This window comes from Microbispora sp. ATCC PTA-5024 (assembly GCF_000511135.2).
GTDB classification, from domain to species: Bacteria; Actinomycetota; Actinomycetes; order Streptosporangiales; family Streptosporangiaceae; genus Microbispora; species Microbispora corallina.
This window is the reverse complement of the sequence record NZ_KI866527.1, coordinates 413,272-419,931: the sequence shown is the minus strand read 5'-3', so window position 1 is coordinate 419,931 and position 6,660 is coordinate 413,272. Positions and strand designations below refer to the sequence as shown.

General features: G+C 74.7%; 8 protein-coding genes. 6 read left to right on the top strand and 2 right to left on the bottom strand.

Going from position 1 to position 6,660, the window contains the following annotated elements:
• Positions 1 to 601 precede the first annotated feature (601 nt).
• Genes MPTA5024_RS44475 through MPTA5024_RS36355 form a run of 3 tightly spaced genes read left to right on the top strand, consistent with a single transcriptional unit; the run spans position 602 to position 3,484 of the window.
• Positions 602 to 2,056: a tetratricopeptide repeat protein gene (locus MPTA5024_RS44475; RefSeq protein WP_051459104.1), complete on the top strand. Its 1,455-nt coding sequence runs from the start codon at positions 602 to 604 to the stop codon at positions 2,054 to 2,056.
• Between the two features lie 27 nt (positions 2,057 to 2,083).
• Complete coding sequence (locus MPTA5024_RS36360; protein WP_036332978.1) at positions 2,084 to 2,902, top strand: nucleotidyltransferase domain-containing protein; 819 nt, start codon at positions 2,084 to 2,086, stop codon at positions 2,900 to 2,902.
• A 48-nt stretch (positions 2,903 to 2,950) separates the two neighbouring features.
• A complete protein-coding gene (locus MPTA5024_RS36355) occupies positions 2,951 to 3,484 on the top strand; it encodes a GNAT family N-acetyltransferase (RefSeq protein WP_232326796.1) in 534 nt (177 codons plus the stop codon).
• A gap of 123 nt (positions 3,485 to 3,607) precedes the next feature.
• Here MPTA5024_RS36355 and MPTA5024_RS36350 read toward each other — a convergent pair whose 3' ends face one another.
• Positions 3,608 to 4,474 (bottom strand): haloalkane dehalogenase, encoded by an 867-nt coding sequence (locus MPTA5024_RS36350; RefSeq protein WP_036332613.1) that lies wholly within the window; start codon positions 4,472 to 4,474, stop codon positions 3,608 to 3,610.
• A gap of 95 nt (positions 4,475 to 4,569) precedes the next feature.
• On the opposite strand from MPTA5024_RS36350, the gene MPTA5024_RS36345 reads away from it, so the two are divergent.
• The 3 genes from MPTA5024_RS36345 (at position 4,570) to MPTA5024_RS36335 (ending at position 6,386) form a co-directional block, all read left to right on the top strand.
• Positions 4,570 to 5,064, top strand: a complete 495-nt coding sequence (locus MPTA5024_RS36345) for a MarR family winged helix-turn-helix transcriptional regulator (RefSeq protein WP_232326795.1) — start codon at positions 4,570 to 4,572, stop codon at positions 5,062 to 5,064.
• Between the two features lie 153 nt (positions 5,065 to 5,217).
• A complete protein-coding gene (locus MPTA5024_RS36340) occupies positions 5,218 to 5,670 on the top strand; it encodes a hypothetical protein (RefSeq protein ID WP_036332611.1) in 453 nt (150 codons plus the stop codon).
• Positions 5,671 to 5,840: 170 nt separating this feature from the next.
• Positions 5,841 to 6,386, top strand: coding sequence for a dihydrofolate reductase family protein (locus tag MPTA5024_RS36335; RefSeq protein ID WP_036332609.1), 546 nt, complete (start codon positions 5,841 to 5,843; stop codon positions 6,384 to 6,386).
• A 22-nt stretch (positions 6,387 to 6,408) separates the two neighbouring features.
• Here MPTA5024_RS36335 and MPTA5024_RS43045 read toward each other — a convergent pair.
• Positions 6,409 to 6,660 (bottom strand): hypothetical protein (locus tag MPTA5024_RS43045; protein ID WP_036332607.1); only part of this gene is annotated, 252 nt, incomplete at its 5' end.

The following is a 6,660-nucleotide window of genomic DNA, read 5'->3' as shown; positions in this document are numbered from 1 at the left end:
GGGCGGCACGGGCGGCACGGGCGGCCAGGGTGGCGGCACCGGCGGCCACAGCGGCGGCTGGGGCGGCGGCAACGGCGGCGGCCAGGGTGGCGGCAACGGCGGCGGCTGGAACGGCGGCGGCGGCCGTCACTGACAGGTGATGTCGCTGCCCGCGGTTCGGGTGCCCCCGGGACCGCGGCAGCGACACCACCGCACGATCCTCGGCGGGAGCGCGCCCCCGCCGAGGCGCACGAAGGCTCGGAGGCGCTGGTCGCGCCGGCAGGGGCCGTCCACCCCCACGACCGCGGGAACAGCCCGCGGGGGGTGGGACGAAGGCTCCGGCGGCACGACCTGAGGGGGGCGTCTCCGAACGGGTTCGCGGCGCGGGTCTTCCGGCATCCGCCTGACCGTTCCCGTCTCGCGCCCTGCGCAAGGGCATGAGCCGCGCGGACGGGAACCGCCGCGACAAGAGCGGCTGCGACGACATCGCAGCCGCTCTCCTGGCTGTCGGCCCTCGTCTCCTTCGCCTCCTCGCGCGGCGAGGGCGACGGGACATCGGCCGGCCGGGAGCCTTTCCTCCTCGTACGGGTCTCCCGTACCGCTTGTGACGAAGGTATGCGCCATGTCCCTGAACTGGTGGGTCGTCGGGGCCCTGCTCGGCCTGCTCGTTGCGTCGGCGTGGCCGCCCTGGCGGGCGGTCCTGGTCCGGCAGGAGCCGCGGATGCTCGGCAGCGCCGCGGACAACGGGGCCGAGGACCGGACGACGCTGTACACGCTCACCCGCGTGTGCGTGGAACGTTCCTTCACCACGCCGATCATCGCCACCTGGGAGCAGATCGCCGCGTACGCCGCGAAGCGCTCGCTGGACGTCGACACGGTCTACGTGTGCGTGCTCCAGGACCTGCGGCGCTGGTACTGGCAGTGCGGCCTCATGACGGACGGCCTGGGCTCCGGTCCCCGCGACGACGGCCGCCCCGCGCTGAGCTGGTGCGCCCCCCGGGAGCTGCACCGCCGCGCGCTCGCGGCGGCCTCCCGGTTCCGGGCCCTCCGGTCGCCCGCACGGCACGCCGCCCTCACGCGGCACCCGTCCCGTCCCGCCCCTCTCGCCGCGCTCCCGCCGGGCGATTCCACCGAGATCCCCGGGACGACGCCCGCGCCCGAGCCCGCCGGCGACAGCCTTGAGCCGACGGACCGCGACAGCCTTGAGGCTCCGACGGACCGCGACAGCATCGCGTCGCCGGCCGACCGCGACAGCATCGCGTCGTTGGCCGACCGAGCCGCCCTCGCCGTCCGGACCGGACAGGCCGGCGACGCCGCGGCCGCCCGCGACCTGTACGCCGAGCTCGTCCCCGCGATGGAGCAGGTGTCGGGCGCCGACGACCCCGACCTGCTGGGCGCCCGGGCCAACCTCGCCCACTTCACCGGACGGGCGGGAGACGCGGTGGCCGCCAGGGACCTGTACGCCGAGCTCGTGCCCCTCATGGAGCGCGTGCTGGGAGACGGCCACCCGGCGGCGTCCACGGCCCGCGGCAACCTGGCGTACTGGACCGGCCAGGCCGGCGACGCGTCCGCGGCGCGCGACCTGTTCGCCGTGCTCGTGCCGGAACGGGAGCGGAGCCTGGGCCCCGACGATCCCGAGACGCTCGTGGCCGGGGCGAACCTCGCGTACTGGACCGGCCAGGCCGGCGACGCGGCCACCGCCCGCGACCTGTTCGCGGCGCTGGTGCCGGTGCGGGAGCGGGTGCTGGGGGTCGACCATCCCGACACCCTCACCGCCCGGGCCAACCTCGCCTACTGGACGGGGGAGGCGGGGGACCCGGCGGCGGCCCGCGACCTGTACGCGGCGCTGGTGCCGGTGCGGGAGCGGGTGCTGGGCCCCGACCACCCCGACACCCTCACCGCCCGGGGCAACCACGCCACGTGGACCGGGGAGGCGGGGGACCCGGCCGGGGCGCGCGACCTCTACCTCGCCCTGGTGCCCGTACGCGAACGGGTCCTGGGCGACGACCACCCCGACACGCTGACCGCTCAGGCCAACCTCGCCTACTGGATCACCGAGGCCAACGACACCGCCTGAGCCCCGATCCGCGTGATCATAGGGGTCATGGACGACTTGGCCGTGGGAGCGCTCGCCGGACAGCTTGCGCGGATTCCCGGCGTGGTCGCGGTGGCGCTGGGCGGCAGCCGGGCCCGGGGCACCCACCGCCCCGACTCCGATGTGGATCTCGGGCTCTACTACCGGGGCGAGCTGGACGTGGCGGCGCTGCGCGAGCTCGCCGTACAGGTGGCGGGCGAAGGAAGCACGGTCACCGAGCCCGGCGGCTGGGGGCCGTGGGTCGACGGCGGCGCCTGGCTGACGGTCGGCGGCCTGCGCGTCGACTGGATCTACCGCGACCTGGACCGGGTGCGCCGGGTCTGGGCGGAGTGCCGCGAGGGCCGCTACGAGGTCGCCGTCCAGACCGGGCATCCGCTGGGGTTCTACTCCCACGCGTATGCCGGGGAGGCGGCGCTGTGCCGGGTGCTCGCCGACCCCACCGGGGAGCTCACCGCCCTGCGGGAGAGCGCTCAGGCCTACCCGCCGGCTCTCGGCGGCGCCCTCGTGCGGGGGCTGTGGGAGGCCGGCTTCTGCCTGGACCTGGCGAGGTACGGCGCGGCCGGAGCCGACCCCGTCTACGCCGCCGGATGTCTCTTCCGCGCCGTCGGCGTCGCCTGCCACGCCCTGCACGGCCGGGCCGGCCGGTGGCTGATCAACGAGAAGGGCATGGTGGCCTCGGCAGGCCGGCTGCCCCCGGCCCCTCCCGGCTTCGCCGTACGGGCACAGAGGCTGCTCGGTCGCGTCGGGGAGTCGCCGGAGCGGATCGAGGAGACCGTGGCCGCGGCGCAGGCCCTGCTCGCGGACGTGCGCGCCGCCGTGGCGGGCTGACGGAAACCCGCTCGCGGACCGCCTCCGTCTCGCGGAAGACTCCTGTACGTGGACGACGACAGCGAAGCGGGCGGCGGCCTGAGCGCGGACCGGATCGAGGCGGCCCGGCTCACGCTGACCCCCCTCACCGTGGAGGACGCCGACGACATGGTGGACGTCCTCGCCGGGGAGGACCTGTACGGCTTCATCGGGGGAGGGCCTCCCGACCTGGACGGCCTGCGGGCCCGGTACGCCAGGCTGGCCGCGGGACGCTCGCCCGACGGCCGGCAGGCCTGGCTCAACTGGATCGTGCGCCGCAGGCGGGACGGCCGGCCGGTCGGCACGGTGCAGGCGACGGTGACCGGCGCCGGGCGGCGGGCCGAGGTCGCGTGGGTGGTGGGAACGGCCTGGCAGGGGCGTGGGTACGCCTCGGAGGCCGCGGTGGCGCTGGCCGAGTGGCTGCGCGGCCGGGGCGTCGACCTCCTCCAGGCCCACATCCATCCCGATCATCAGGCGTCCATGAAGGTGGCGGCCGGGATCGGCCTGCGGCCGACGGACCAGATGGAGGACGGCGAACGCCTGTGGCGGTGGGAACGGGGCTGAGGCCGCCGCCCCGGAGCCGCCGCCCCGGAGCCGCCGCCCCGCAACGGCCCCGCCGCAACGGCCCCGCCGGCGGAACCGCCCCGCCATGTCCCGACGGCTCGCGGGGGCGGGCCGTGCGTCCGGCTAGCTGTACGTGGTCAGCCCGTGCCGTGCCGCCCACGCGGTGATCGCCGCGCCGATGGCCTCGGGCCGGTCCTCCGGCGCGTGGTGTCCCGCGGGTCCGCCGTACTCGACTTCCAGGGCGGAGATGTTCGCCCGGCACCATCGGGCCACCTCCGGGGTGACGAGCAGGGTCCCCGAGCCGTCGAAGGTGATCAGCAGCTTGGGGACGTCGTCGCTGCCGGCGAGCCACTCGCCGTACCGGCCGATCCGCTCGGCCACGTCCGCGGGCTCGCCGTCGAGCGGAAGCGAGCGCGCCCACTCGAGCAGCGGGCGGCGGCTCTCCCGGGTGGGGTACGGCGCCAGGTACGGCTCCATCTGCGCCGGGCTCAGAGGGGTCAGCACCCCGCCGGTGTACGCCGTCTCCACGAGGAAGTTCCGGTCGAGCACCAGCGACTCGCCCTCCGGGCCCCGGATGGCCTCGCTCCGGGATCGGGGGCCTTCGCCCAGTTCGCTCCACGACACCCCCCGGACGACGGCCTCAAAGAAGGCGACGCCGCGGACCCGGCCGGGATGGCGCGCGGCCCAGTCGAAGGCGAGCGCCCCGCCCCAGTCGTGCCCCACGAGCACCACGTCCTCCAGCCCGAGCCGTTCGAACCAGGCGTCGAGGTAGCGGGCGTGGTCGGCGAACCGGTACGGCACGTCGGGCTTGCCCGAGCGGCCCATGCCGATCAGGTCGGGGGCGAGAAGGCGGGCCCGCCCGCCGACCCGCGGCAGGACCTTGCGCCACAGGTGGGACGAGCCGGGGTTGCCGTGCAGGAAGACGAAGGGGACGCCGCTCCCGGTCTCCTCGTAGTACATCGTGGAGTCGAGCACGTCGATCACGGGCATGGAGGTTCTCCTCATTCGTTCGTCGCACTAACGTTAGTGCCACGAACGAATGTACATCGTTAGTCCCACTAACGCAACGAGATAGGATCATCGGCATGAGCAGCGGCGCGTCCGACATGACCCATCACGTGGACGGGAAGGGGACCCCCGCCAGGCTGCGCGGCGTGCCGACCCGGCTGCTGGCGATGGTCGCGGCGCACGCCGACCGGGTGGTCACCGAGGGGCTGGCGCGCGAGGACGCCCGCAAGTGGCACTACGCCGTGCTCGTGACGCTGGAGGAACTGGGCCCGGCGAGCCAGGCGGAGCTCAGCCGCCGTACCGGCATCTACCGCAGCGACGTGGTCGCCGTCATCAACGAGCTCGCCGGCCGTGGCCTGGTGGAGCGCGCGCCCGACCCCGCCGACCGCCGCCGCAACGTCATCACCCTGACCCCGGAGGGCCGTGCCCGGCTGCGCAGGCTCGACGCCCTGCTCGCGGAGCTCCAGGACGAGGTGCTCGCGCCTCTCACCGGGCCGGAGCGCGACCGGCTCATCGAGCTGCTCACGCTTCTCGCCGACCACCACGCGAGGTCCCGCGGCCGGAATGCCTGATCGGCGCCCGCGCCTCAGGTGAGGTGCGTAGACTCAAGATCACCGAGTCGTCGCGAACGGGGAACCGCAGTGAACGATCGTCTGGCGCGTGCCGCAGCCGCGTTGTCGCTGGTATCGGCCCTCGGCGCGTGCTCCGCGCCGGCAGTGAACCCGGTGCTGAAGGATCCGGCCCGCTGGCCGCTGGTCAAGCTGAGGGGGCTGACCGATCACCCCAAGCTTCCCGACGAGGGGGAGCGGGCACTGGCACAGATCATGGTCGGCTCCCAAAACCTGATCGCGTGGATCAACTCCTCCGGCCTGTGCGGGCTGTCCGGCTCCGGCTGGAGCATGCACGTCGACCTGACCGAGTCCGAGGGGCAGCCGGAGCGGGAGGAGGGGTTCTCCGGACCGGTGGAGCCGGCGGTGGTCACCTCCTCGGAGGACAAGGTCCGCCTGGCCTGCACCCCCACCAGGATGCTGATCAGGGTCGAGGGGGAGACGTCGCATCCCTTCGTCTCGGGCGACGCGGTCGCGCAGCCCGTGAACGGCGGGCTCAACGCCGTCGTCGGTTCGCCGGAAGCGCAGAAGGAGTCGCTGCCGGGCGCGACTGTGACGCGGGGCGGATAGCGAGTGCGGGACCCCGTCCTGGCGGGTGGGGAGGGCCGGGGAGGAGCGGAGCGCGGCGGAGGAAGGGCGCTCGTCCGCGCCGTTGCAAGGGCATCTGAAGCGAACCGTAAGCGCCGGTCGGCAGAGTTCTGGCCGTACCCGAAAGAGCCCACGCCTCCCAGGAGCAAACCATGCGCAAGGTCATCGCCTCGACCTACATCACCCTCGACGGCGTCATCGAGAACCCGGCCTGGACCACCCCGTTCTTCGACGACGAGGCGGTCGCGTTCGCCGGCGAGCAGCTGAGGGCCGCGGACGCCCTGCTGATGGGACGCCGCACGTACGAGGGGTTCGCCGCCGCGTGGCCGACCATGGAGGTCACGGAGGACAGCGGCGCCGCCGAGATGAACGCCATCCGCAAGTACGTCGCGTCGACCACCCTGACCGACCCGGAGTGGAACAACACCACGGTCCTGAAGGGCGACCTGGTGGAGGAGGTCGCCGCGCTCAAGGCGCAGGACGGCGGGGACATCCTGATGTACGGCTACGGCCCGGTCGCGCACACCCTGCTCAAGGCCGGGCTGCTGGACGAGGCCCGGTTCTGGATCCACCCCGTGTTCGTCGGCGGGGACACCGTGACCACGCCGCTCGCCGAGGCCGCGGCGACGCTGGCGCTGGCCGGCACCAAGGTGATGAAGAGCGGCGTGATCATCGCGTCGTACCGCCGGGCGGCGTGACCCTCCCGGGGCGGCGGCGGGGTCAGGCCGCGCCTGGAGGCGACGAGCCCGAAACGAGGGCCCGGCCCTCGTCGGGGCTCAGGCGGCCCCCGGAGGCGACCAGCGCGTCGAACCGCTCCCGGCCGAGCGCGGCGACCAGACGGCCGGTGATCCGGTCCAGCTCGTCCCGCTCGGCCGGCGCCGCGGCGAACTCGGCGGTCCGCCGGGCGGCCGTCGCGGCGCCGAGCACCCGGGCGGCGACCTCCGGCGCCGAGTGGGCGGCGGCCGACGCGAT

Bases quoted from the DNA above. Each gene is read 5' to 3' on its own strand.
- MPTA5024_RS36350 (WP_036332613.1), bottom strand. From the start codon at position 4,474: ATGCCCGTGATCGACGTGCTCGACTCCACGATGTACTACGAGGAGACC.
- MPTA5024_RS36360 (WP_036332978.1), top strand. From the start codon at position 2,084: ATGGACGACTTGGCCGTGGGAGCGCTCGCCGGACAGCTTGCGCGGATT.
- MPTA5024_RS44475 (WP_051459104.1), top strand. From the start codon at position 602: ATGTCCCTGAACTGGTGGGTCGTCGGGGCCCTGCTCGGCCTGCTCGTT.
- MPTA5024_RS36345 (WP_232326795.1), top strand. From the start codon at position 4,570: ATGAGCAGCGGCGCGTCCGACATGACCCATCACGTGGACGGGAAGGGG.
- MPTA5024_RS36335 (WP_036332609.1), top strand. From the start codon at position 5,841: ATGCGCAAGGTCATCGCCTCGACCTACATCACCCTCGACGGCGTCATC.